At 51.9% G+C, this 24,910-nt stretch carries 17 protein-coding genes; 5 read left to right on the forward strand and 12 right to left on the reverse strand.

Annotated features, from left to right (window positions below):
* Positions 1-17 precede the first annotated feature (17 nt).
* The 5 genes from JXO48_09455 to JXO48_09475 form a co-directional block, all read right to left on the reverse strand.
* A complete protein-coding gene (locus tag JXO48_09455; GenBank protein MBN2284102.1) occupies positions 18-1,076 on the reverse strand; it encodes a calcium/sodium antiporter in 1,059 nt (352 codons plus the stop codon).
* Positions 1,077-1,118: 42 nt separating this feature from the next.
* The gene (locus JXO48_09460) at positions 1,119-3,908 is read right to left on the reverse strand and encodes a S8 family serine peptidase (GenBank protein MBN2284103.1); all 2,790 of its coding nucleotides are present in this window, start codon (positions 3,906-3,908) and stop codon (positions 1,119-1,121) included.
* 141 nt (positions 3,909-4,049) lie between these two features.
* Positions 4,050-4,694: an alanyl-tRNA editing protein gene (locus JXO48_09465; GenBank protein MBN2284104.1), complete on the reverse strand. Its 645-nt coding sequence runs from the start codon at positions 4,692-4,694 to the stop codon at positions 4,050-4,052.
* Between the two features lie 434 nt (positions 4,695-5,128).
* Entirely contained in the window at positions 5,129-5,974 is an 846-nt protein-coding gene (locus JXO48_09470) for an enoyl-CoA hydratase/isomerase family protein (GenBank protein MBN2284105.1), read from the reverse strand.
* A 174-nt stretch (positions 5,975-6,148) separates the two neighbouring features.
* Positions 6,149-6,847, reverse strand: a complete 699-nt coding sequence (locus JXO48_09475; protein ID MBN2284106.1) for a nitroreductase — start codon at positions 6,845-6,847, stop codon at positions 6,149-6,151.
* 238 nt (positions 6,848-7,085) lie between these two features.
* Between JXO48_09475 and JXO48_09480 the strand changes: the two genes are divergently transcribed.
* From JXO48_09480 to JXO48_09490, 3 genes are all read left to right on the forward strand, one after another.
* A complete protein-coding gene (locus JXO48_09480) occupies positions 7,086-8,798 on the forward strand; it encodes an AMP-binding protein (GenBank protein ID MBN2284107.1) in 1,713 nt (570 codons plus the stop codon).
* A 163-nt stretch (positions 8,799-8,961) separates the two neighbouring features.
* Positions 8,962-10,185, forward strand: coding sequence for an acyl-CoA/acyl-ACP dehydrogenase (locus JXO48_09485; GenBank protein ID MBN2284108.1), 1,224 nt, complete (start codon positions 8,962-8,964; stop codon positions 10,183-10,185).
* A gap of 29 nt (positions 10,186-10,214) precedes the next feature.
* Positions 10,215-12,086, forward strand: a complete 1,872-nt coding sequence (locus JXO48_09490; protein ID MBN2284109.1) for an AMP-binding protein — start codon at positions 10,215-10,217, stop codon at positions 12,084-12,086.
* Between the two features lie 90 nt (positions 12,087-12,176).
* Here the strand turns inward: JXO48_09490 and JXO48_09495 are convergent, their stop codons facing one another.
* From JXO48_09495 to JXO48_09510, 4 genes are all read right to left on the reverse strand, one after another.
* Positions 12,177-13,358 (reverse strand): 4Fe-4S binding protein, encoded by a 1,182-nt coding sequence (locus tag JXO48_09495; protein MBN2284110.1) that lies wholly within the window; start codon positions 13,356-13,358, stop codon positions 12,177-12,179.
* Between the two features lie 65 nt (positions 13,359-13,423).
* Positions 13,424-14,488 (reverse strand): mechanosensitive ion channel, encoded by a 1,065-nt coding sequence (locus tag JXO48_09500; GenBank protein ID MBN2284111.1) that lies wholly within the window; start codon positions 14,486-14,488, stop codon positions 13,424-13,426.
* A gap of 358 nt (positions 14,489-14,846) precedes the next feature.
* Positions 14,847-16,637, reverse strand: coding sequence for an acetylpolyamine amidohydrolase (locus tag JXO48_09505; protein MBN2284112.1), 1,791 nt, complete (start codon positions 16,635-16,637; stop codon positions 14,847-14,849).
* A 202-nt stretch (positions 16,638-16,839) separates the two neighbouring features.
* Positions 16,840-18,585 carry a right-handed parallel beta-helix repeat-containing protein gene (locus tag JXO48_09510; protein ID MBN2284113.1) on the reverse strand — a complete coding sequence of 582 codons (1,746 nt, stop codon included), beginning with the start codon at positions 18,583-18,585 and terminating at the stop codon, positions 16,840-16,842.
* Between the two features lie 313 nt (positions 18,586-18,898).
* Between JXO48_09510 and JXO48_09515 the strand changes: the two genes are divergently transcribed.
* Together JXO48_09515 and JXO48_09520 are read left to right on the forward strand one after the other, a co-directional pair.
* Positions 18,899-20,272 (forward strand): FAD-binding protein, encoded by a 1,374-nt coding sequence (locus tag JXO48_09515; GenBank protein MBN2284114.1) that lies wholly within the window; start codon positions 18,899-18,901, stop codon positions 20,270-20,272.
* Between the two features lie 91 nt (positions 20,273-20,363).
* Positions 20,364-21,662 (forward strand): (Fe-S)-binding protein, encoded by a 1,299-nt coding sequence (locus JXO48_09520; GenBank protein ID MBN2284115.1) that lies wholly within the window; start codon positions 20,364-20,366, stop codon positions 21,660-21,662.
* 73 nt (positions 21,663-21,735) lie between these two features.
* Here JXO48_09520 and JXO48_09525 read toward each other — a convergent pair whose 3' ends face one another.
* The 3 genes from JXO48_09525 to JXO48_09535 form a co-directional block, all read right to left on the reverse strand.
* Positions 21,736-22,251, reverse strand: a complete 516-nt coding sequence (locus tag JXO48_09525) for a universal stress protein (protein ID MBN2284116.1) — start codon at positions 22,249-22,251, stop codon at positions 21,736-21,738.
* Between the two features lie 86 nt (positions 22,252-22,337).
* A complete protein-coding gene (locus JXO48_09530) occupies positions 22,338-24,275 on the reverse strand; it encodes an acyl CoA:acetate/3-ketoacid CoA transferase (protein ID MBN2284117.1) in 1,938 nt (645 codons plus the stop codon).
* A 117-nt stretch (positions 24,276-24,392) separates the two neighbouring features.
* Positions 24,393-24,815: a MaoC family dehydratase gene (locus tag JXO48_09535; GenBank protein MBN2284118.1), complete on the reverse strand. Its 423-nt coding sequence runs from the start codon at positions 24,813-24,815 to the stop codon at positions 24,393-24,395.
* Positions 24,816-24,910 lie beyond the last annotated feature (95 nt).

Here is a 24,910-nt window from a genome sequence, read left to right on the forward strand (position 1 = left end):
TTTCTGCAGCCTGCTGTTCACGCCTGCCCGGTACCGATTGTCAGCGCGTACTGAAGGATCACGTATACCAGGTAGATACCCAGGAGCCACGCCCCTTGCCAGCGCTTGAACCGGCCGTCGCGGTTCATCACGATGAAGAACCGGAAGGAATAGAGGATGATGAGCATGGCCGGGAAGTGAAAGGTGAAGAAATTCGGTGGAACGGCGAGGGGACGGGTGGCCGCCGCGGCGCCGATGACGAAAAGGCAGTTCAGCACATCGGCCCCGACGATATTGCCCACGGTAATATCAGGATGCCCCTTGCGGACGGACGCCACGGCCGTCATCAGTTCCGGCAGTGATGTTCCCAGGGCCACCATGGTCGCTGCAATGACATCGTGGGGAACACCGATCCTGTATGCCAGTTCCGCAGCACAGGGAACGAGAATACGTGCCCCGGCCACCACAAGGATCAGCCCCGCCGCTATCAATGCCCACGCCCTTCCCAGTGACATGGTTTCCGCCGGGGGGTCCGCTGTCCTGCGGGTCTTTTCTTCTTCATCCTGCCGGGCCCAGCGGTACGTGGCGAAAAGATACCAGCCGAGCAAAACGAGCAGAAGCATCCCGACCCACCGGTTCAGGACCGGTTCTCCCCCCGAAGCGAACCAGGCAAAAAGGGAGAGAACGACCAGCAACGTGGCGGCGCCGACCTGCACAAGACCGGTTCGGTTCAGGATATAGCGTTTCACGGGTACCGCCGCCAGCAGACAGGTGACGCCGAAGATAAGCCCCGTGTCGGCGATGATCGAGCCGACGCCGTTTCCCAGGGCCAGGCCGGGGTCTCCGAGCCAGGCGGCCACGACGGAGACAAAGGCCTCCGGTGTCGTCGTTCCAAGGGAAACGATCGTGGCCCCGATGACCACCTGTGAGAGACCTGTTCGCCGGGCAAGACTCACCACGCCGTCGATCATCCAGTCGGCGCCTTTTGAGAGAAGGACGATGCAGACGATGATGGCGATGACCAGTGCAAGGGAAGGCAGTCCCGCGACCAGTTCCCGTATCGCTGTATCATTGCCCAGGAGGTTAAGAATATCCATATAACAAGAGCCTTCCTTGTTTCAGTACGGACCGCCCGAACATTACCGTTTTCCACACAGCGTTCCGATGAAACACCCGCCGCCTCCGCCGGAACCGCTTTCTTTCTTTTCAAAGGTCGCCTCGATGACATGGTCCGCCGTCACCGATTCGAAGGTATACGTTGAGATGGCACCAGCCGATGTGCCATCGACAAAAACATCGGCGATGGAATACCCTTTTTCCGCTGCTACGGCAAATGAAAGGGTTCCGCCTTCCGCCACCGTGAGGGTCCCCGAGGGGGTTATAGTGCCGCCTTCACCGGCGGTTGCCGTGATGGAAAATGTGACGACGTCTGTCTCAAAGAGCGCCTGGATCTCATGGTCTTCCCCGATGTCGGTAAAAGTGTAAGATGAGACCGCGCCCACCGACGCACCATCCACCAGCACATCAGACACATGATACCCCTGATCGGGGGAGATGGTAAATGCCTTTTCGCTTTCTGCCGCAACCGGTATCGTACCCGATGGATCGATATTTCCACCTGCTCCCGCCGAGGCGCGTATCTCGTAAGTTGGCGGCAGATCGGCAAAGGTGGCCTCGATGGTATGATCACGGGTAACATTTGTGAAGGTATATGTGGAAAATGCTCCAATACCGGTACCGTCTATGCTGATAGAAGCGATCCAGAAACCATCATCGGGCTTGATCGCAAATGTCTGTCTTGCTCCATGACCGACCACAATTGAGCCTGCAGGAGAGATAGTTCCCCCCGCACCAGCCGTGGCTGTGATCGTGTGGATCTCCGGAACCCCGTAGATCCTGATCTTCCACGTATCGAATGTTCCTGAATCTTTTTCAGCCAGGTCTCCCACCGCGAGTGTCCATGTTCCCAGGGCCGATTCCCCGAAATGGCGGACGGTTCCAAAACGCCAGTTGTCGTATTCGTTGCCGCGACCGTTCCTGTGTTGCAGAGCCAGAATGCTCTGTGTTCCCGAGGGCGCGGTCAGCACTATCGCAAGGTCCCCCCAGTAGGGATGATCCGCGGTAAAAAAGACATCCACGAACTCAACCGTGATGTCATCGGAGATCGTTATGCTGTCGCTGACCCCCACCGGATCATTGTCAGGGATCGGTATGTGGGGACTCGATGTCTTTTCGGTCACAACGTCGTCCTCGGCCGGCAACCACGTTTCAGCGGCGGTGACCGCCGCCGTTGCATCGACCCGGCCGAAACCGTATTTATGATTGATGTGATAACCGGCGCCGTTGGTGGTCCAGTCTATATCCAGGGGATCATTCTTCTCCGCAGTGGTGATAAGGATGTGCTGCACGTCACGCCAGCCCAAAGAGGGGTTCGCCTGCAGCATAAGGGCGACGATGCCGGAAACAACGGGCGTCGACGCCGATGTGCCCGTGAAGGTGTTTGTATATTTTCCAAGGTATGTTCGAGCCGTTGTCGTCACATCCGCTGTTTCACTGCTCGACGGGGCGTTTATCAGGATGTTTGAACCTTCCTCAGAGTAATCGGCTTGTTCTCCGTCGCAGGTGGACGAGGCCACGGCGATGGTGTAACGGGAATTGGTATAGCCGTCATAATTTGAATTATCATATTCGGGCTCACCGTTCCCGTTTCCCCCGGCCCAGACATAAATGTTTCCAAGCCCGTTCCTTCCGGTCGTGACGCCTGCCTCCAGAGCATCTTCCGTTGCAGGTGGAAGAATTTTCAAATACGCGCCGCTGTCGGTGGAGCCCCAACTATTGCTGTATATGTCGATTATATCCGGCTCGAACGTGAGACCCAGGGCCTCATCGGCTTCATCAATGAAACCATAGGCGTTCATAATACGGATTCCCACAAGACCGGCGGAGGGGGCGGCGCCCACAACACCGATCCCGTTGAATCCGCGGGCGGCGGCGAGACCGGCGCATGATGTTCCATGATTGCTGGCAGTGGGATCATTGTCAATGTCCACAAAATCCCAGCAGTATTCCTGAAGAACATTGGCCTGAAGATCCTCGTGATGTATCTCAAGGCCGTCGTCCACGACGGCAATGACCTCGTTAGTACTGCCCCGGTACACGTCCCAGGTGGTGACGATGTTCACGTCCTCACCCGGCGTGCCACCCTCCTGCCCCGTGTTTTTCAAGTGCCACTGATCACCGAAGAGGGTATCGGTCGGAATGGCTTTTTTCTCGAAGTATCGTAAGCAGGCGGGATAGGAATACAGAACATTCTTTTCTTTATAAAGCCGATCGGCCGTCTCTATCGAATCGAGAGGGTCGCCGGCATAATAGAGGAACGCCCGGTCGGAGAGGGGAAAGACCTGTACCCGTTCCAGGTCATAGATTTCCTCAATAGCGGCAATGTCACCCTTCGTCAATGAGTCAGGGTAGCGGACAATGATATTTCCCGTTGGGATCAGCCGGGATGCCGGGCTACGGTCCGTTCCGCGGTAGAAAACGGGGCTTGCCGCTTCGGCGTTTTCCGTTCGGCGCAGCGTGGCCAGGATGGATGGCAGGTCTTTCCGGTTGACGGGGAAGGGCATCTTCAGGCGGGTAAAGCGGTCGCCCTCCTCGACAGCAAGGGTATCCACCTGGAGAATTTCCGCGAGGGACGTTTCTTTCAGGTCGAGCCTTTGTCCCGGGCGGGTGAAAAGGGCGAACTCGTCGAGCGCCATGACGGCCCGTACCGGACGGTCTCCTACATGCCAGACGACGCTTTCTTTCCCGTCGGTCCCCTGGGGGACCTTTTCAAGCGCCTGCGACGGGCGGGGTCCGGCTGCAAGCAGGAACATGATGGTCAGTATGGTGATGAAGAAACGTATTCTCATGTCGGAAGGGAACCGTACCATTTGGCAAAAATATCCCAAAAGCAGCCTGGATTCAAGGAAGAAGGTCTGTCATTGAAAGTTCCAGCTCCGAGCAATACGTTCCCGTAACGGCGACCAGGTGCCTCCTTGATCAGCCGGAACATTGAGCCTGAGGATGGAAGTTCAATCCTTCAGGTAGATCTCTATCCGCTCTTTGCCTTTTCCGATATTTTTTCGCTTCAGCTCCAGGGGACCGATCTCACCGGTTTGCCTAATATGCGTGCCGCCACAGGAGACCTTTCCGAAACCGGGTATTTCCCAGAATCGCTGCTCGGTTTTACCGTCACTGAAGTCACTGGTGATGGGAAGGTCGGCCCCTATGAGTTCGCGGGCCTTTTCCTCAAGAAGAGGGAAGATGCGGGATATGCTTCCCTCCCAGAAAAAGTCGAGACGGGCCTTGTCCTCGGCGATATGGGCGCCGACCTTTTCAGGGCGGCCGAAACGCTGATAGACAAGTTCCAGGATGATCTCGGCGGCGAAATGAAGGCGCATGAGGCGGTACCGGCGGTTCCAGTCCAGTTCGATAAGGACCTTCTCACCGGTCGACAGGTCATGTCCTTCTTCAAGGGTATAAAAAATTTCCAGATCGTCTTTTTCGGCCTTCAGGACCTTGAACCCCTGGATCGTTCCCCGGTCGGATTCCTGCCCGCCGGCAAAGGCATAGAGGATCGTTCTGTCAAGTGTGACAATATTTCCGCTGACATCCGTTACGGTGGCGATCAGCTCCGTCAGATAAGGATCCTGCCAGAAGACCTTTTCAGTTGCCATAGATACTACTCCAACATAAAGCTTTTGAAGCCATCGGCATTCCTTCATACACCCTTTCAGGAAACTTTCAAGCATTTATTTCGTAAAACCGTGCAAACGGTTGGAGTATAAAGAGAAACAATATAAAAAGACAAAGATGATGATTGTCACAAGTGTTGGTGCCTTCCTTTGTTCGGCACAAAAATGAAGACGCTGATATTGTGACAAGTGACAATAAATTGTTTCTGCCTTTACGGGATGTCGATGGCGGGTTTCTGCAGCCGCGTGATGTTCGGCCCGTGTTCCTTAATGATATCATTAGGAATATTCAGCGTTTTTGCCATGTCGAGGTTCAGGCAGAGAGGATTGATCATGCAGAGTACCATAAGCTGCCTGCGCCCCTTTTTCGTTAATTGTGATGCAGTGGTTTCAGCGTATGAACGTTAAGGAATCATCTATTTGCCTTTGAATTCCGGTTGTCTCTTTTCGAGAAAGCACATCAGGCCTTCAAAAAAATCCTCAGTTTGGACCAATTCTACCGCCGCTGCCCTTTCTTCTTTCAGCCCTTCCGGGATGCCCCGGTCCCTGCCTGTGTTGACGCACTTCTTGATCAGGCCCATGCTGTACGTAGCTCCACGGGCAAGTTTCTTTGCGTAAGAAAGCGATTCCTTTTCCAGTTCTTCCGCCTCAAAGACCCTGTTCACCAGGCCGAGGGACAGGGCTTCGTCGGCACTTATCCTTGAACCTTCCAGCATGAACTCCAAAGCCTTGCTCCTGCCGATGAGACGCGGAAGCCGCTGGGTGCCACCAGCCACGGGCAGTAACCCAAGTCGTATCTCAGGTAGTCCGATCGTTCCTGAATTTCTGCCCATGAATCGAAAATCGCAGGACATGGCGAATTCCAGCCCCCCGCCCAGGGCATGGCCGTTAATGGCCGCTATGGTGGGTTTTCTCATGGTTTCGACCATATTGAACGTTTGATGGACCTCGGCGAATATATCTCCTACCTTGGTCGCGAGACCCTTGATCATCTGTTTCACCAGTTGTGCCTGGTCCATGGATGCAGCTGCTTCAGGAGGTATGTCGGACGGAATATCGGTCAGGTCGGCCCCCGCTGAGAAAAATTTTTTTATTGCACTTTTGAACAGCACGCATCGTATGTCCGGTGCATTATCCATCCGGGAGACCAGGTGTTTCAATTCGTCCGTAAAGGAACTGTTCATTGTGTTTGCCGGCGGCTTGTTGATGGTGACCACACCGACACCCTCTACATTCTGTAATTCGAAAAATTTGTAGTTCACAGGCACCTCCCGGTAAAAAAATATTGTGACATGATGAACAGGTGACCCTTGCCGTCAATGAGAAGTCATTGATACTATGAACGACAGCAAGCATCCGGGCCGGGGTTTCGTGCTGCAGAAGAGTGGAAGGAAGACAACGAAGGAAAATGAAAGGGAAGTGAGCAATAACGACCGTTACAATTGTTCCGGTCCGGTGATCGGATCAAAGCCGCACCAGGTGGTGATACGTTCTATGGGGTCCCGGGCGCTTTCCAGCCTGTTTGCCGGGAACTTCCAGTCAGGATAGCCGATGGCAATGGACATGACTATCCGTTTGGACTCAGGTATTCCTGCGTGCTCCCGCAATACGTCGGGGTACATGATCCCCTGATCCTCGATACAGGTGCCGAGACCGTAAGTGAGCGCGACAAGGCAGATGTTCTGGGCAACGGTACCGATGTCGAACATGGGACCGCCCTCCGTCAGAACGCGATCCGTCATTATAATGATGGCGGCCGGCGCGTCAAAGTAGCGGAAACCCCGTTCAAGCCAGGCAGCCCTCTTTTCCATGTCATCTCGGGGAATATCCATGAGCTCGAAAAGCTGCATGCCCAGTTCCACCTGGCGGTCGCGGTACACGCTTTCAAAAGGCCACCCCCCGGAGGGATGTTCCAGATGGAGCGGAGCACCGGAATGCAACTTTTCAATGTTGACGTTTTTTACATTTTCAAGTACTTTTCCAGTAATCACGGTAAATTCCCAGGGCTGGGTATTCATCGCTGAGGGGGCGCGGACAGCAATCTCGAGGATGTTACTGAGGATTTCCTTCGGAACCGGATCCGGTTTATACTTTCTTATGCTTTTTCGCATTCGTATGGCTTCAACGATATCCATGCACATGTTCTCCTGTTGAGTGTTGATTAAATTCGGGGTGAGACGATTTCTTTACCGGGCAGTATAGTCTTTTCATACATCTCTGTCAATTACATAGGAATATGGTTAATCCGGGGTTGGTCAACAAACACTGCCGGTCACCATACGCTTTACGGGAAGTGAAATCTGTTCAACGGGGAAGCAAAGAGGATGAAAGCCGGGATATAATGTTCACGATAACACAGAAGGGGGTGTCCTGATGGAAGAAAAAAAGAACTTTAAGGCATGGCCCAAGGGCAGGCCGAAGTCGCTGCATTATCCCTTGATGCCCGTGTATCAGTTTCTCAATTCCGCCGCCGCGAGATTCCCGGACAGGGTGGCGATCAGGTTTGCCGGAATGGAGCTCACCTATCAGGAATTGTTGAACCTGAGTAACAGGTTCTCCCATGCCCTGAAAGCACGGGGCGTCAAGAAGGGTGACCGGGTCGCCGTTCACCTGCCCAACTGCCCGCAGTTTGCCATCGCTTATTACGGCCTGTTAAAGCTGGGTGCCATATTCGTGCCCTGTTCTCCTTTGATGGTTGAAAGAGAACTGGAGTATCAGCTCAATGACTCCGGCGCTGAAACGCTTGTCACTCTTGAGCTCCTCTTCGGTGTCGTTGATAAAGTACTGGACAGGACAAAGGTTAAAAACCTGGTAGTCGCGAGCCTGGCCGATACCTATCCGCCGGTTTCGGCACCGGTCAAGCTTCTTACAAAGGGGCAGATCCCCAAGGGAGAGGATTTCCTGACCCTGCTGCAGGAGGGAAGCACCGACCCGATCGATGTGGAGATCGATCCGAAAAAGGATCTGGCCCATCTCGCTTACACCGGCGGGACCACGGGGCTTTCCAAGGGGGTCATGATGTCTCATTACAACGTGGTGGTCAATGTCACCCAGGCCAACCACTGGTTTGCCGGCGGCGATATCTCCTATAAGGACGGCGTCCTGACGTGGGACAGGACATTAATAGAACAGGAGATGCCCGATAAGGAACAGGCGTTGACCGAGGGCATGACCATGCTTGTCGTGGTTCCCTGGTTCCATGCAATGGGTACCATCGGGTACCTGAACAACCTGATCTACGGGACCCATACGATGATCGTCTATCCGCGTTTCGATCCCACGGAATATATCAGGGGCATTGAAAAGTATAAGGCCGAAATGGTAGGGGGTGCGCCTCAGCTGTATATCCCGCTGGTACAGCATCCCGAGTTCAAGAAGATAGATATGTCGGGCATTAAGCTTGCCGTGTCCGGTGCCGCACCGCTGCCGGTGCCGATCCTGGAGCAGATGCTCGATGCTTTTTCCGGTGTAGTCTGCGAGGCCTATGGGCTTACGGAGATCACCATGATCTGTATCGGGAACCCCCCGACGAGAGAGGGGCTGAAACCGGGCTCCGTGGGCATACCGATATTCGACACATACATTAATGTTATTGACCTGACCACAGGCGAAGTGCTTCCTCCGGGAAAGGAGGGGGAGATCTGCATCAAGGGTCCCCAGTGCATGCTCGGATACTGGCAGAAACTGGAAGAAACGGCCCAGGTATTGATCGATGGCTGGGTGCACTCCGGTGATATCGGGTACGAGGATGAAGACGGATACTTCTATATCACCGACCGGAAGAAGGACATGATCATATACAAGGGATACAATGTCTATCCGCGGGAACTGGAAGAGGTCCTGTTCGAGCATCCCGCGGTGGCGCACTGTGCCGTGGTGGGCAAGAAGGACGAGAAGGGGGGAGAGGTCCCTGTTGCGTTCATCCAGCGGAAGCCGGACGTTGATGCCGGTACCGATGAGATCATGAAGTTCGTGAACGAGCGGGTTGCCCATTATAAGCATGTCCGGGAGGTGCGCTTTGTCGACGAGATCCCTGTGAGCGCGGCGGGAAAGGTCCTGAAGAGGGAGCTTAGAGAACTGCTGTGACGCAACAGGATCGGGGCCCCGGGATCAGACCGGACCCCTGATCAGGTCCGGTATGACAGGTAACAGGTATGATCGCCGGAGTGGTAATGGACAGTGAACCTCCGCGGCGTGCGATATGGTGTGCGCTCGAAAGGAACATCCACTTGGAGAGGGAGGGTGCTCGATGGATTTTGACTTCAACAGCGACCAGAACATGTTCAGGGACAGCTTCAGGAGATTTCTGGATAAGGAGATCGCCCCGATCGTTGATGAGAGAGACAAGAAAGGACCGCTTGCCAGAGAGGAAGCGATAGGGTTCATGAAGAAGTTCAAAAAGATCGGTGTCGGCTGGGACCCCCAGAGCCTCAAAGGGTTTATGCAGGACTTCATGACGTTCGGGATCCTCACGGAGGAGCTGTCCCGTGTCTGGCTCAGCCTGGACCTGGTCTATACGATGAATTTCGGTCAGACGCTGCTCCTTCTCGCGCCGGACGCAATGAGAGAAAAACTGATGCCGCAGTGGCGGGAAGGGGGGCTGATCAGCTGTAACGCCATAACCGAGCCCAACGCGGGTTCAGACCACAGGAGCATGAGGACCACCGCCGTTCTCGACGGGGACAAATATATCATCAATGGTTCGAAGACCTGGGTGAGCAATGCCCCGATCGCCGATATATGTCTCCTTGTCGCAAAGGACGAAACGGGCAGGGAAAGCGCCTTTCTGATCGATCGGGAGGAATCTCCCTTTCAGACGAGAGAGCTGCTGAAGCTGGGCCTGCACGCCGGCCCCACGGGGGAGATGTTTTTTGATGAGTGTTGTATCCCCCGGGAGAACAATGTCATGGAGATGGTCTCCACGGCGTTCTCGAGCGGACGACGTGAAGAGATCATGGAAGAATTTCCGCTGGTGACCGAAATGGGGCTCTGGAAGCTCTTCAACGTAATGTCCCCCGTCAGTGCCATCTTCTGCTTTTCGCGCTCCTGGATGGCGCTGGCGGCGGTGGGTGTGTGCCGGGCCGCCCTGGAGGCGTCGATCGCATATGCGAAGGAGCGGGAGCAGTTCGGGAGGCCGATCGGCAAGACCCAGACCATCCAGGGTATGATCTACGAGATGATGGCCCTGACGGAAACGTCCCGGCTCCTCTCGTACCGTGCACTGGACCTCACCATGAAGGGGAGCGGGGAGGCCCGGCTCATGTCGTCCCTGGCAAAGGGGTATGCCGCGGAGGCGGCGGTCAGGGTGGCTTCAAGCGCCATTCAGATCCACGGCGCCATGGGGCTTTCCGTGGACCTGCCGCTGGAACGCTATTTCAGGGATGCCCGGTCGTGGACCATTCCCGACGGTACGACGGAGATACAGAAACTGGTCGTGGGGAATGAAGCGCTGGGAATGTCGGCCTATGTCTGACCAGCGATATACGGGGAAGGCTGAGAATCATGAAAGAAAACCTGTACGCACCTAAACCCTGGTTGAATTTCTATAAGAAACTGGGAATTCCCGAAACCATGGAGCCCTATCCTGAAATACCCCTTCATCAACTGCTCGACGATACCGCCCGGGAACATCCGGACAGCACTGCCATTATTTACATGGATGGTGAGATCACCTTCGGGCGTCTGAAAAAGGAAACGGAGAAACTCGCAGCGGCCCTTGCAGGCCTGGGTGTCAGGAAAGGTGAAACGGTTACCATACTCCTTCCCACATCAGCCCAGTTCGCCATATCCATCTGGGGCATCAGCAGAACGGGAGCGACACAGCTCTGGGCGAGCACCATGCTCAAGGAAATGGAATTGATCGATCTTCTCAACCAGACGGGCTCTAAAACTATCATCACCCTTGATACGAATCTGGATATGATACGTGTGATCAAGGCTCGCACGAACCTGAAACATGTCATCATAACAGCCCTTGATGATTACTCGGCCACAGAAAGACCGCTGGGTGAGGACATCGAAGGGGTTTTCCGGTTCAGAAAGCTCATAGCCGACCATCCCTCCGTTCCTCCCCGGGTGGATATCGATCCAAAGAATGATTGCGCCCTTCTGAGATTCACCGGAGGGGCCACAGGAATTCCCAAGGGTGTCATGTCAAGCCACTTCAATCTGACCGCGAACACCAGGCAGATCCAGGGAATGCTGCCTATCATCGGGGCGGTGAAAGGGAAGAACCTCGTCACCATCGTTCCCCTGTTGATGTTCCATTTGGGTGGGTTCACCTATATCTACATGACGGCGCTCGGCCTTACCCAGATACTGCTGTCCGACAACCGGGATTACGAGAGCATAGTAAATATGATGAATACCTATCGACCGTTCCTGTCCGCCCTCGTTCCGGCGCAGTGGATGAAGGTTTCCGCGGATAAGCGGCTCACACACACGCCGTTGCTTGGATTATCAGGGGCGGCGCCGCTTCCCTCGGACGTTACCAGGGAGATCGAAACGGAAAGAGGGGGTGTCGTCACGGACGTGTACGGGCAGTCTGAGGCCAACTGCCTGGTTACGGCAAACCTCTCAATTGCGGCCAAGCTCCTGCCCGGAGGCGATCGATCGCTCGTGTGGGTCGGTCGAACCATGCCGATGGCCGTAAAAGTGCTGCCCCATCTGATCGACTTCGCGCAATCCCGGCCGGGAAGGATGATCGTAACGCTCCTGAAGCCGATATTTTTGCCGCTCCTGAAGAGAGGGGTGAAAAAGAAAGCGATGAGCGGGAAAAAGGTTCGCGGCTTCAAGGAAGGTGTCGGCACCCCCCTCCCGGATACCGATGTGAAGCTCCTGGATGTCACAACTGGAAAGGAAGTTGGAATAGGAGAGCCGGGAGAGCTCTTCTATCGGGGACCCCAGCTTATGATGGGCTATTTCCCGGAAACTGGCAGCGGCCTTACAGAGGACGGTTATCTGGGAAGCGGCGATGTTGCCATTATGGACGAGGACGGATTTTTCCGGATCGTCGACAGAACGAAGGATATGATCAATGTGGGGGGGTTCAAGGTTTACACAGAGGTCCTTGATGAAGCCCTGCGCAGGCATCCTTCCGTCTTTCTGGCCGGCTGTGTCGGTGTTCCTGACCCGGCGCGGCCGGGAAGTGAAATTGTAAAGGCGTTCATTCAGCTGAAAGAGGGGGAAGTCCCGCGACCGGACCTGGAAAAAGAACTGACGGCCCTGGTGGAGAAGTCACTGTCCGCCTACTACAAACCCAAAATATATGTCTTCCTTGATGAGATCCCCCTCTCCAACGTGGACAAGGTCAACAAGCTCGCTCTCAGGGAGATGACGGGTAACCACGGGGCCGGTCAGATCCCGAAATCCTGAGTCAGACATGGGATCAGGTCAATCTGCATCTTCCTGAAAAATAGATGGCGGTGCATGCCTTCTCTTTCTCTTATTTCCTGTCAAAGGCGATTACTTCACTATTTTTTGTTTATCAAAGTGTCCTGCGGGAGGCACTGTTCTCTTGTCAGTGGAATAACGTACAGACCCTGTCGGACATACATCTCGACAGGCATAGCAGGAAAAACAATCCGGTATGGTCTTTTTGTCGTTCTTTAGGATAGCGCTCATAACCGTCGTGGGGCATGCGGCAGCGCACTTTTCACAGGCAATACAGGTTTCATAATTAACGTTTACCCTTACGCGGCTTATTTTTTCTATAAGCCACCCCACTAACCCGAAGGGACAAAAGATGTGGCACCACGGACGGTAGATAAAAAGAGAAGCAACAAGGAGCGCAACGATGAATATACTGCCTGCGAGAACAACGTGTCCTGGGTTGAAGATCTTGAAAGGATCAATTGGTTCTACAATATCGATTCCCCACAAAAAAGCGACAATGGTAAAGATACCCAGAAATGCGATACGGAGTGTGTTCGTCAGGACAAAGGGCAGCTTTATCTGTTTCCCGAAAACAGCCTTCTTCTTACCGGTCCGATTGATATGAAAAATAAGGTCCTGCAGGGTCCCCACCTGACAACCCCAGGCACAGATATACTTGTTTACGAGGAAGACGCATGCCAAAAAAACTGTCAGTGCAATAATCCGAGGGGGGAAGATTGCTCCTGTCGAGCCATAGAGATAAATGGCATCCTTGACCGTACCCATCGGACTGGGATCGGAGCCGAGTATAACACCAAAGATCAGGATGGCAGTGAACAACATCCACTTCCTGAGTCGCTGGCTAACTTTACGCTTGTTAAAGATCATGTAAACCGTTACCAGAAAAACCGCCCAGAAAAAAAATTTGACCAGGATCTTGATCCAGTTCTTGGAAGCATGTTCGGAGGCCAATGCCAATTTTTTCAGGACAAGCGCTGAAATCTGGGGAGGGGTACCGTATGTCTCCAGCGTATTCTCCAGATCGGATTTTGCCTGCAACCCAAAAATTTCCCTGAGGACCTGATTAGACAAATTATTGGTCTGACCGAATTGTGCGACAGTCATCCCCCTTTCAATAATCAGAGTATCAGGCTTTGGCAACTTTTCAGGTTTGTCACCCCATATCTTGGCAGATATTAATGACAATCCAACCACAGCAATAATCAATACAATAAAGAGAGCAACTGTCTTCAAAATTGTTCGGTTGATCATAAATCTCTCTCACTAATGTTCAAAACCACTTGTAATATGTCTGCAATCTCTTCCGTTGGAGCGATTTATTCGGTGGGCTTTTGATTTTGATCTGAACTTGATTCACTCTTTCCATCGAGGGCTTTCAGACGTTCCTGGTGCCCCTTAATAGTTTCCTTAATCCGTATCTTGTCATCTTCAGGCGCCTCCTTTAATGCGGCTTCGAGTTCTTCAATATTTTTAACCAGACTCTTTTTCTCATTTTCGGTTCTTTCAGCTTGCTCAGCCTTGTCAAACGCGATCTCCTCCGCATTTATACTCCCTTTAGCTGATGTCACGGCAACCGAAACCGGAACGATTTTCTGATCATCACCCATCCGTCTTTGGATCATAATAGTTGGCGACATGATTTCGATACCTTGCTCATGCAGCGTATCCAATATTGACTGATAGAGGTTTGAGCGAACCGATATCATTTTTTTAACTTCCGTTAATAAACCAGCTACGCGGTATTCAACTGAATAATTACCAAGATCTAAAATGTGTACAAACGGTTCTTCGAGCCCACTTTTTTCGGCAGCTTGTATGAGAAGAGATTCGACCAGAGAATGGTGAACATCGTATCCTAAAGACAGAGAAGCCGAGATTATTGTTCCCGAGCTGCGGATTGTGGTGACCGCATTTTTGATCAGGTAAGTATTGGAAAGCGAAATGAGCTCACGCATTTCGGTTTGAATCTCAGTATCGAACAACCCTCGCTCCGAAACGCGTCCGAAATGATCGCCTACACGAATAAAATCACCAGTCCGAAACGGTTTTGTTATTCGAAGGACTATACCAGCCATCAGGTTGGATACAATGTTCGTTGACGAAAACGCAATGACACCTGAAATAAGAATCCCGATCAGTCCTATCAATTGGTTGCGGGAGCTTTCGCTTATCGGTAAAGCAAGAATTATGGTAAGAAGTCCTCCAAGAGTCAGCCCAAGCAAAATCATATGCCGGGGGAACTTCCGCTCATTGCCGAGATCAGGGTGCTTTCCGATAAGAAACCAATGTCCGGCTCGAAGAATTATACATACCCCTATGACCGTTAATAAGGCTGGTAAAAAAGTTATTAACTCATGCACTAAATTCTCTGATTCCAGCATTTGGGATACCCGTTATTCCCCATCGAACACTATAATATATGGTTTCTCTTCAATTACACATAATGCTATTTTATAGGATAAAAAAGAAAGCTATATTTATGACTTAATTCCCCCGTTAAATGCTTAAAAAATAAAGTGCCTGTGATGATGTTTGTCAATAATCTTGAATATAAACGTTGATACGTCAGGATGAATCCTGTTGATTCATTGTAAAAAAGGCTTCCTCCCGGGATCCCGTGTCTTTGTTATTTCAGGTTTACGCATTTTTTTAGACTGCAATTGTCGTAAACATCGGAAGTCAAACGTAACATGCGGTACCAAACATCTAAGGCATTTAAATAAAGGAAAACTAAGCCCATCATAGAGGTTTCTTTGCCTGCGAAGAGCGGCCCTTTCTCTGGGAGGGAGGAATACCATGGAACCCCTCCCAAAGACCCATGAAAAATCGGCCGGCATTTGAACCCAGCGATCGAGAGCGATAACCGCCCTCTTGAACGATGATTGTCGGAAGCCCGAGCGTTCCGATCAAACGTCCATTTTCATAGAAATCAGTTGTCGAAAGATTCCATGTTCCAGTCGGATCTCCTTTGGCCGTATCAAGACCGAAGGCGACAAGCAGAAAGGTCGCCCGAAACCGGCTGATTCTGTGAAGCGCCTTTCGCAGGACCCTGGTGTAGGTTGCGGCATCGATCTTCTCAGGGAGAGGGTAATTGATATTAAAGCCTTCTCCGGAGTCTTCACCGCGCTCATTGCGGAAGCCACTAAAGTAGGGATATGCTGAACGAGGATGACCGTGAATTGAAATCGTCAGGACGTCCTGCCGCTCATAGAAGATGTCCTGTGTCCCGTTCCCGTGATGGTAATCGATGTCAAGAACGGCGACCTTCCCATACCGGCTGAGGAAATGTGCCGCCACAGCCGCTGAATTGAAGTAGCAGAAACCGCCGAACGCGTTTCTTTCTGCGTGGTGTCCCGGTGGGCGGACCAGGGCATAGGCAAGGCGGTAGCCATCAAGAATTGCCTGGGCCACTGTAAGCGCGCAATCAACAGCCCGTTTTGCCGCCAGGTAGGCGTTCCGGTTCAATGGCGTAAAGGTATCAATGCAATAATAGCCCGCCCGGACGGGCATTTCCCGGGGAGGATGTGCCTTGTTACGGATGGGAAACACATATGGGTAAACGGATATTCCCGGTTGCATCTGCGAACACATTCGCTTGAAATATTCCACATAGTGGGTGTTGTGGATCGCCTTGATATTTTTTTCCGGGAAGTGACGAGGTGTCATTCTGTCAAAGAGATCCATTCCTTCGATGCCTTCCAGTATCCGCTGAATCCGGGCTGGTGCTTCAACATACCCCCGTTCGTGAACGTGGTGGATATCATGCTTGTCGTTCACGACAAGGGCGATCCTCTTTTCCATGGAGCGGGTGGTTTGTACGGAGAACGCCGGCCTCGTCACAGTATATCGGGGCGGGCGCAACCGGACGGGATCATCCGTTACTGAGGATTCAACCATTTCAATATAGCCCGGTGGGCAGGAGTCTCCATATTTCCTTTTCAGAATAGCCCGGATAACATGGCGCAGTATGTCCCGCGAGAGACTTACATTCCTTCCGAGGGGGTCGAAAACAAGATAGGGCGGACAGTCATGCTCAGGTTTGAAAGGTGTTTCATAGGCCGTGTTGATAATCGGATATGCTCCGTATTGCTCATAGAACTTGAGGCGTTTCCGGTTCTGCTTCAATACTTGCTTGTCACGGCACAGATGTTTTTCGTCGGGCAGACATTCAAAAAAGAGTCCCTCGTTGGTCAACTTTGCCGCCTCTTCCCGCACACGATCATAGAGGGCTCCCCCGACACCGCGACCGGCTCGTTCCGGCTCTATCGAGAGATAATCAAGATAACAGAACCCCAGATCGGGAGCGTGCTGCATCAGGGCGAAGCCTTTCACATTCCCCTGGGAATCTTCGGCGATGAAGATGATTGAGCGGAAACGATATTTCAGGGGATTTTTTAACTGGTGCGGGAGGCGCGCGATGTCCTTTTCATCGAGTTCGTTGAACTGATTTCTCAGGATGGCCTGTACCTGCACGATCGCTTCTCGGTCACGGGGAAGCGTGTCGTCATAAATGCGCCGGATACGAAACATAAAGGAATACCTCCAGTGATGAAAGTAAGAATATCATACTGTTGGTCACTGTGGTATCTTTTGTTTAACTTCCCCAGATACTTCAACCTCATGTTAAATCAGAGGCCTGCAATATTTTGGCAATTCACAACTTCATTTCGATAGGGAATACATCCCTCTCCCCCGGATCAAGGATCTCAGATGAGAATGGTTCATCCATGTCCTATGGAGCGATATAAGACGTCCCATAGTCGTTGTTGAACAGGGTGTTCGGCTGTGCCTCAATATCAATGTCGAAATACCATGGCGTCATGTCAGCATAATATTTGTCGAGCGCATTGTTATTGAGCAACAGGTTGTTATGGATGTCATTATTCACGCAATTCAAACCAATGTAGAGGCCATGCATGCCATTATTCATGGCGTTGTTGTCCGCTACCACGTTGTTACTGGCGGTTTTGTCGGTAAGCCCAACGTAATCCAGACGGATACCTGAATACCCGTTATTATTGGATGTGTTATATGCGATTATATTGGAGCTGCACCAGACACCGATTCCCTCGCCACCATTATTGTTTGTACCGTTGTTGGCTATTCTTACGTTCTGTGAGTCATTTACATCGATGCCGTCATAGCTGTTCTCCTGCACTGTGTTATAGGTAACGGTACAGCCGTTAGGAGTATCGGATACAACAGAGGATACGTAAATTCCGGTGCCATTATTTGTAACCGTGTTACTGTCCGCAAAGCTGTCTGTAAGGTAGTGGAACTTTATCCCCGTGTTCGTACAATTCGTTACGGTGTTGTCGGAAATGGTAATACCGTTCGAGGCATAGGTGCCGTTGCTTATGCCGATGTAACAATTTTCAACCGTATTGTTTTCAATAACAACGTTGGAACAACCGTCGATGCTGATACCGGTATAATCATTTGCCAGCGTACAGTCCCGGACAGTCCCGTTGCTCAACAGGGTCAATGAGATCCCGCATCCGTAAGTATCAGCGTTCGACACACTGCAGTTTTTTATCTCAAAATATTTCGAGGTATTTCCAACAGCTATCCCCACCTTGATATATGGCCAGACGCTGGTGTCACAAGAGGAGGCGTCTATTGTCCATCCCTCTATGATATAGGGGTCGGACTGAGTTCCCGAGCCACTGACCACTCCATTTGCCGCGGTAAATTCATCATTAGAAGAGATACGGATCGTGCCGCCGGTATAGATTCCTCCCGACGTCACCGTGAGGGTCGTGCTTCCTGATACATCCCCCAGGGTAGCGGTAATTGTTGTCGTACCTTCGGCAAGTGCGGCAGCATTACCATCGTTCCCATCGATGGTTGCTACCGATGTATTTGACGAACTCCAGGCAACCTCCGCTGATATGTTGTTGGTTGAACTGTTCGAGTAGGTGCCGATAGCTGTAAATTGCTGGGTGAATCCTACGAAAATGCCCGGATTGGCAGGTGTCACTGCAATGGAAACAAGTGTAACGGGAGTGCCGGATTGGATCCCTGTCACTGTAAATGTTCCATCGCTGTTTATCGTAAGTTCATAGGTCCATCCGCTTTTTTCATCGACATATTCCCATGTGCCTGTAATATCGCCAACAGTACCGCTGTCACGTGTCCATATCATGTCATCGGTATCATCTTCACCGACCCATTCCATCGCTGTAGCACCAATGGATGTGACAGTATATTCTTCAACTCCGACCTGTGGACCTTCGTCATCGGCAAAATTGCTTGAAGTGAAATGTATGGTGAGCGTATCTGCGACTAACGCATATGATCCACTCGCTGTACAGATCGTTGTATCACCGTTACCGCCATCACCATTACCACCACCACCTTCACTACCACCGCCACCGCCGCCACCGGTGCCGATAATTGTCAGCAAACCGAGAATCGTGATGCAGACCACAACAAAATAACGAGCCGTGTTAAACATACTTTTTCTCTTTGCCCTCATTGCAGCCTCCCCGCTTTCCGCGGCCGAAACGATTTAACGAGTTTCATGCTCAGGCATGAAGTGATGCTGCAGCGGAATATATGCCTGGGCAATGTGTTTGTCAATGGATATCGCTAAACCTGGCTCACCGGTCCGGGGTAATGGTCATCACTTCATAAACAAACGTGAAATCCATTACTTATAAGTGTATTTGCTGAAATCTGACATTGTATGTGATGTCGGTTCGCTCTCTGCGAACGATCCATAGTGCGGAATTTTATAAGGGCATGTTTTATGCATGTTAATAAGGGGAAAGGAGTGACCCCGCAGCATGATCGATGGAAAAATTGCACAAAGGCTTCGTGCTATTGTTGGAGAAGACAACTATCTTGATTCGGTGGAGGATCTTATCAACTACTCCTATGACGCCTCTGTTGATGAGGCACTGCCGGAAGCGGTCGTACTTCCAGAAACCACCGAAGAGATAGCGGAAATAATGAAGCTCGCTAACAGTGCCGGAATTCCGGTAACACCAAGGGGAGCGGGAACGAATTTGAGCGGAGGCACGATCCCTCACAAGGGAGGGATCGTCATCGCCCTGACGAGGATGAAAAAGATCCTCGAGCTGAGCAAAGAAAATCGATACGCCATCGTAGAGGCGGGACTCACAAACCTGGAACTGCAGAACGAGGCACACAAACTGGGCCTTTTTTATCCCCCCGATCCGGCATCATGGGCTGTCAGCACAATGGGGGGAAACGTGGGAGAAAATGCCGGTGGGCCGCGGGGCGTCAAGTATGGCGTTACACGGGACTGGATCCTGGGCCTCAAGATCGTTCTCGCCGACGGCAGGATCATAAACACCGGGGGGATCACCGCGAAAAACGTAACGGGGGTGGATATGACCTCTCTCTTCTGCGGTTCTGAGGGTCTTCTCGGAATTGTGTCGGAGATAACGGTCAAGCTCCTTCCCATCCCTCCGTTCAGACAGAGCATACAGGCATTTTTCCCCCGGATAGACGGGGCCAGCGGAACGGTGACACGTATCATCGGTTCCGGGATCGTGCCGGTGGCCCTGGAACTTATGGACTCCGTCGTTATAAATATGGTCGAAGATTCAAAGAAGATCGGCCTTCCAAGGAATGTCCAAGGCGTCCTCCTTATCATGGTCGATGGTCCCGAATCGGAATGCCGGAGACAAAGTTCCATGATCGAGGAGATCTGTATCGATCAAGGGGCATCCCACGTTGATGTGGCAGGGACCGCCGATGAGGAAGAGGCGCTGTGGGTTGCCAGAAGAGCGGCCTTCGGAGTGATGTCGCAGAAGTTGCCGAATTGCATCCTCGAAGACGTCACGGTGCCTGTCAGCAGATTACCGGAAATGATAAAGGGAATTATAAAGATCGGTGAAACATACGATCTCACAATAGGAGTTCTGGCCCATGCAGGGGACGGAAATACCCATCCGATGATAGTGACCGACAAGAGAGATACGGATGAATGGGAACGGGTGGAAAAGGCCGTATCTGATATTTTTCACCTTGCCGTCGATCTCGGGGGCACCCTCTCGGGAGAGCATGGTATCGGTCTATCGAAAAAACCCTTCATGCATCTGATCTATAATGAACACGAGTTTCAACTTCTTCGTGAACTGAAACAGATATTGGACCCGAAGGGAATCCTCAATCCCGGCAAGATAACGGATTGAAATACATCATGTGACAGATGGCAGCAGCCAGGGACGGACTGAAGACACTTACTGTTTTCAGCCAGACAATGTAACGACAGGACGAGTAATTTTGGACAAGCCAAAACCCCTTCTCAGCGCAGGAACGAAGGAGCACGTATATCACTGCGCGAAATGCGGACTCTGTCTTGAGGTGTGTCCGGTGTACAGGGAACTGCTCGTAGAATCGGCAAGTCCCCGCGGGAAGGTCCAGCTGGCAAAACACATCATAGAGGGAAACCTTGATATCACACGGCACATGAGCGAGATCCTCTTTTCTCAATGTCTTCTGTGCGGATCATGTGTAGCCGCATGTCCAAGCGGTGTTGATCAGGCGGCCCTTTTCTCCGGTTTGCGCTGGAGGGCAACGGAGCGACACGGCATTCCCCTGGTAAAAAAGTTGTTTTTCTACGTTCTGGCACACAAATGGATAATGTCATCATCCGCCTGGTTCGGACGGTGGGCCAGAAAAATATTCAGCGGCCTGAAGATCGAAGATCACATTCTGCTGGGGAACCTTTCCCTGGCCGGTGTACCGCCCTTTAACAAAACCTTTTTCAATGATGAGACACCTGAGGTCGTTTCAGCTTCCGGCGGACGAAAAGGAAGGGTCCTCTACTTCCATGGATGTGCCACAAACTATGTTTTTGCCGACATCGGACATTCGGTGGTTTCCGTCCTCAGCCGCATGGGTCTGGACGTTACCGTGCCAAAAGGCCAGTCCTGTTGCGGCCTCCCTGTTTTTCTTTCCGGGGACAGGAAGACATCTCTCAAATGCATGGAGGAAAATCTCACACTTTTCGCCAGGGATGAATTCGATGCGGTTATTGTGGACTGCGCCACCTGCGGTTCGGCCCTGAGAAAAGAATATCCTCACATACTGAGAGAGTTGCGGGACCTTGGCGAGCCCATCGGAGCGGATATGATCGAGAAGGCGGAGCTCCTTGCCTCAAAAGTTCGAGACGTTTCCGAGTTCGTAGCAGAACATATGCACTGGCTGCCCGAAATGGAGCACAGGGGCCCGGAGGTCCGCGTCACCTATCACGATCCCTGTCATCTGCTCAAAGGACAGGGTGTCGGCAGTGAACCGCGGAAAATACTCAGGGCGATCCCGGGTATCAAGTTTGTGGAAATGAACGAAGCGGGTACCTGCTGCGGAGGCGGCGGTGAGTTCCAGATAGAGCATGGTGAAACATCGGCCTTGATAACGGAGAGAAAACTCGGGAACATTTATGATGTACAGGCTGAGGTTGTCGCCACGGGATGCCCCGGGTGCAACATAACGATCGGTGCCCATCTCGACAAAACCAAGGGGATACAGGTCATGCATCCCCTGCAGCTTCTGCAAAGGGCTCTTCCTGACAAAAAATAAAACGGCCCCTCGACACAAGTGATGAACGGCAGGTCCTTTTCAGCCGGATGCAAAGAGGGCCCTGTTGTTTCCATTAAAAATCGGGCAGTGAGGCCTCGGTCTCTTCCTCGGGCAGAGGGACAACGATCACCGGCCTGTGTGACCGGTGCAGTACTCTCTCCGCGACGCTTCCCAACAGCGTATGACCGATGAACCCTTTTCCGTGGGTCCCCATCACGATCACGTCACAGTCGTATTTTTTCGCCTTCGACAGGATCTCGTCAACAGGGTATCCTTCCAGCACGTCAATGTTAACATGTTTATTTATTACTTCCGGGTGATCTCTCAACTCTCTGTCGCGGAAGGCCGCCAGTCTTTTCCTGGTCCGCTCGATCGACTTGGCCAGGATCTTGGCATGATGCTTTTCGTCCTTCTTCACGAGGTAATACTCTACAAAAGCCTCGTGAGACGGCGGCAGTTTTTCGATAACATGCAGAAGGTATATCTCGGCATCATGATTTTTCGCCAGGTCCACCGCATAGCGGAAGGCATAAGCAGCGTTCTTTGAAAGGTCTGTTGCATAGAGAATTCTCTTGATTTTAAGGGGCATAAGATTTCTCCTTTCTCTTTCCGTCGAAGGGTAAAACCTGATTACGGGACGTATCGATACGAGTACGCATTAAATTTCAATATCACTCAGTTCTCAGGTTTTAAAGCTTTTTGTGCTTCTTCCCTGCTCTCATACATATGGGGTATCAATTTTTTCTCCGCGAGGGCTTCACCGATCTTCATCCGGGCAAAGGCGCTGGAAGAATAGCGCGTCGTATGAATATACAGATCTTCCACGACCCCCTTTACCATCTCCGAATATTCATCTATAAGATCCGGCAGGATATTGAAGTTGTCATAATTGACGATCGTATAAACCTTTTTGCCGACGGGCTCCAGAATTTTTCTTACCATATCATTGATCTCTTTGATCTGATCCCTTGATTTCACATGATACCCCTCGAAATTCACGAAGAAAAGGTTTTCATCGGGATAATAGGTCAGGCGCTCATTCAAGGGTATGCTGAGGAGGTCGTGTTCCAGGCCCATCGGTTGTGGATCGAATATCCGCTCATCCATCGGGCGCGGTTCTTTGATGATCGGTTTAAAGTCCATCAGCGCCAGTATATCTCTTTCGAGATCGATTCCGGGGGCTATTTCGATAAGCTCAAGCCCCTCTCTTCGTAAGGCGAAGACACATCGTTCGGTCACATACCGCACATACTGGTCCCGCTCCGCGCTGTATCTTCCACCAAAGGTCATATGTTCAACCTGGTTCACAAACTTTCTTGTTTTCCCCTCCTGGTCGATACGAAGTTTCCCATCGCTTACGGACACTTTCAGCCCGCCTGCCGTGAAGGTTCCGACAAAGATACATTTTTTCGCGGCCTGGCTGATGTTGATGAATCCTCCGCATCCAGCGAGCTTCGGACCAAACTTGCTGACGTTGACATTTCCGTCCTTGTCCGTTTCAGCCATTCCGAGACACGTGATATCCAGACCACCGCCGTCATAGAAATCAAACTGATACGGCTGATCGATCAGACAATCGGTGTTGGTTGCCGCACCGAAATTCAATCCTCCGGCAGGCACTCCCCCTATGACCCCAGGTTCGGCGGTCAACGTAAAGTAACTGATTATTTTTTCTTCATTCGCGATGTTCGCCACGCCCTCCGGCATCCCGATCCCAAGGTTGACAATATCATTCGCCGCCAGCTCAAAGGCAGCGCGCCTGGCAATGATCTTCCGCGCATCCATTTCCATGGGGGGCATGGATTTCAAGGGGATCTTCGTTTCGCAGCTGAAAGAAGGATTATACACCTCCGCAAAGGTCTGCCAATGGTTCTCGGGGCGCGCGACGACGACACAATCAACAATGATACCGGGTATCTTGACATTTCGCGCGTTCAACGTCCCCTTTTCAGCAATTCTTTCAACCTGCGCGATTACATACCCGCCCGAATTTCTTGCGGCCATTGCGATCGCAAGGTTTTCGTTTGTGAGCGCTTCTTTTTCCATGCTGATATTACCATCGGTGTCCGCCGTCGTTCCCCGGATGATCCCTACGTTTAAGGGAAGAAGTTTATACGAGAGATATTCTTTGCCGTCAAAGACGATGAGCTCCACCATATCTTCCGTTGTTATCGAATTGATCTTTCCACCGTCATTTCTGGGATCAACAAAGGTCCCCAGGCCGATGGTGGTAATGGTTCGCGGTTTGTGAGCGGCGATGTCCCTGAACATATGCGAAACCACCCCCTGGGGAAAGTTATAGGCAATGATCTTGTTTTCGATCGCCATTCTGCCCAGCTTCGGCGCCAACCCCCAATGCCCGCCGACAACCCGCTTCACCAGACCCTCATGGGCAAAATGGTTCAGTCCCCGTTCCTTTCCATCTCCCTGTCCCGCCGCGTACATGAGCGTGAGGTCTCTGGGGTGCCCCATGCTCAGAAAATATTCTTCAATTGCGACCGCGATCTCCTCGGCAAATCCCGCGCCGACAAAACCGCCCGTGGCTACGACGTCTCCTGTCTTTATGAGCTGAACCGCTTCACCCGCCGTCACTACCTTGTTTCGTGCCCGCATGGTACCGATGAGAACAGGATGACCGCTCGCCCTGCTCGTTAGGCCTTGATTAAGGGTCATGACATACCTCCGTTCAGAACATTTCGTTTCGATCGATAGTCAAAAAACATATCCATATTACTTCAATTTAGGAGGGCTGACCACAGCCTCCCCTTCAATAACCATAATTCCATCCTGGTTCGTGCAGGTGGTCTTCAGCCGGACCCTGTTTTTTTCGACCATGATCTCCGTAACTTCCGCACGTGCAGTAATGGTATCACCAATTCGTACCGGGGCCAGGAACTTGAGGCTCTGGTCCAGGTAGATCGTTCCCGGTCCGGGCAGCTTTGTCCCGATCACCGCTGAAATAAAACCTGCCGACAGCATGCCGTGTGCAATTCGAGCTTTAAAAAAGGTTCCTTTTGCGTAGTCCTCGTTGATATGTGCAGGGTTGAAATCTCCACTCACGCCAGCATAAAGGTACACATCCGCCTCGGAAACAGTTTTCGTGAATTCCGCCGAATCTCGCAGCCCAAGTTCTCCAATAGCCATTCCCTTCATTCTCAGTCCGCCTCCGCACGTGGCCGTTGTTTTGGGTGATTATGCAACATTTACTCAAAAACATTCAAGAATTATGCCAATGTAACCATGGGCGT

The sequence above is a fragment of the Deltaproteobacteria bacterium genome, assembly GCA_016933965.1.
GTDB lineage: Bacteria > Desulfobacterota > Syntrophia > Syntrophales > UBA2210 > JAFGTS01.

Coding starts and splice junctions, on each gene's coding strand:
- JXO48_09455 (MBN2284102.1), bottom strand. CDS start 1,076: ATGGATATTCTTAACCTCCTGGGCAATGATACAGCGATACGGGAACTG.
- JXO48_09460 (MBN2284103.1), bottom strand. CDS start 3,908: ATGGTACGGTTCCCTTCCGACATGAGAATACGTTTCTTCATCACCATA.
- JXO48_09465 (MBN2284104.1), bottom strand. CDS start 4,694: ATGGCAACTGAAAAGGTCTTCTGGCAGGATCCTTATCTGACGGAGCTG.
- JXO48_09475 (MBN2284106.1), bottom strand. CDS start 6,847: ATGGATATCGTTGAAGCCATACGAATGCGAAAAAGCATAAGAAAGTAT.
- JXO48_09480 (MBN2284107.1), top strand. CDS start 7,086: ATGGAAGAAAAAAAGAACTTTAAGGCATGGCCCAAGGGCAGGCCGAAG.
- JXO48_09485 (MBN2284108.1), top strand. CDS start 8,962: ATGGATTTTGACTTCAACAGCGACCAGAACATGTTCAGGGACAGCTTC.
- JXO48_09490 (MBN2284109.1), top strand. CDS start 10,215: ATGAAAGAAAACCTGTACGCACCTAAACCCTGGTTGAATTTCTATAAG.
- JXO48_09495 (MBN2284110.1), bottom strand. CDS start 13,358: ATGATCAACCGAACAATTTTGAAGACAGTTGCTCTCTTTATTGTATTG.
- JXO48_09500 (MBN2284111.1), bottom strand. CDS start 14,488: ATGCTGGAATCAGAGAATTTAGTGCATGAGTTAATAACTTTTTTACCA.
- JXO48_09505 (MBN2284112.1), bottom strand. CDS start 16,637: ATGTTTCGTATCCGGCGCATTTATGACGACACGCTTCCCCGTGACCGA.
- JXO48_09510 (MBN2284113.1), bottom strand. CDS start 18,585: ATGAGGGCAAAGAGAAAAAGTATGTTTAACACGGCTCGTTATTTTGTT.
- JXO48_09525 (MBN2284116.1), bottom strand. CDS start 22,251: ATGCCCCTTAAAATCAAGAGAATTCTCTATGCAACAGACCTTTCAAAG.
- JXO48_09530 (MBN2284117.1), bottom strand. CDS start 24,275: ATGCGGGCACGAAACAAGGTAGTGACGGCGGGTGAAGCGGTTCAGCTC.
- JXO48_09535 (MBN2284118.1), bottom strand. CDS start 24,815: ATGAAGGGAATGGCTATTGGAGAACTTGGGCTGCGAGATTCGGCGGAA.